Origin of the sequence: Oceanisphaera marina (assembly GCF_014643915.1) — a bacterium.
In the GTDB taxonomy this organism is placed as follows: Bacteria; Pseudomonadota; Gammaproteobacteria; order Enterobacterales; family Aeromonadaceae; genus Oceanimonas; species Oceanimonas marina.
Map to the genome: position 1 here is coordinate 1 of NZ_BMKE01000068.1, position 803 is coordinate 803.

The 803-nt window shown below is 51.2% G+C and carries 1 rRNA gene; it reads right to left on the reverse strand.

What is annotated here, in order from left to right:
• Nucleotides 1–803, reverse strand: a 23S ribosomal RNA gene (locus IEW52_RS15605); the annotation flags it as partial.

Here is an 803-nt window from a genome sequence, read left to right on the forward strand (position 1 = left end):
CATCCGCGGCTTCGGTGCATAGTTTAGCCCCGTTACATCTTCCGCGCAGGCCGACTCGACCAGTGAGCTATTACGCTTTCTTTAAATGATGGCTGCTTCTAAGCCAACATCCTGGCTGTCTGAGCCTTCCCACTTCGTTTCCCACTTAACTATGACTTTGGGACCTTAGCCGGCGGTCTGGGTTGTTTCCCTCTTCACGACGGACGTTAGCACCCGCCGTGTGTCTCCCGGATAGTACTTTACGGTATTCGGAGTTTGCAAAGGGTTGGTAAGTCGGGATGACCCCCTAGCCTTAACAGTGCTCTACCCCCGTAAGTATTCGTCCGAGGCTCTACCTAAATAGATTTCGGGGAGAACCAGCTATCTCCCGGTTTGATTGGCCTTTCACCCCCAGCCACAAGTCATCCCCTAATTTTGCAACATTAGTGGGTTCGGTCCTCCAGTTGATGTTACTCAACCTTCAACCTGCTCATGGCTAGATCACCGGGTTTCGGGTCTACTCCTAGCAACTATGCGCCCAGTTAAGACTCGGTTTCCCTACGGCTCCCCTATACGGTTAACCTTGCTACTAAAAGTAAGTCGCTGACCCATTATACAAAAGGTACGCAGTCACCCAACAAGTGGGCTTCTACTGCTTGTACGTACACGGTTTCAGGTTCTATTTCACTCCCCTCACAGGGGTTCTTTTCGCCTTTCCCTCACGGTACTGGTTCACTATCGGTCAGTCAGGAGTATTTAGCCTTGGAGGATGGTCCCCCCATATTCAAACAGGATATCACGTGTCCCGTCCTACTCGATTTCAC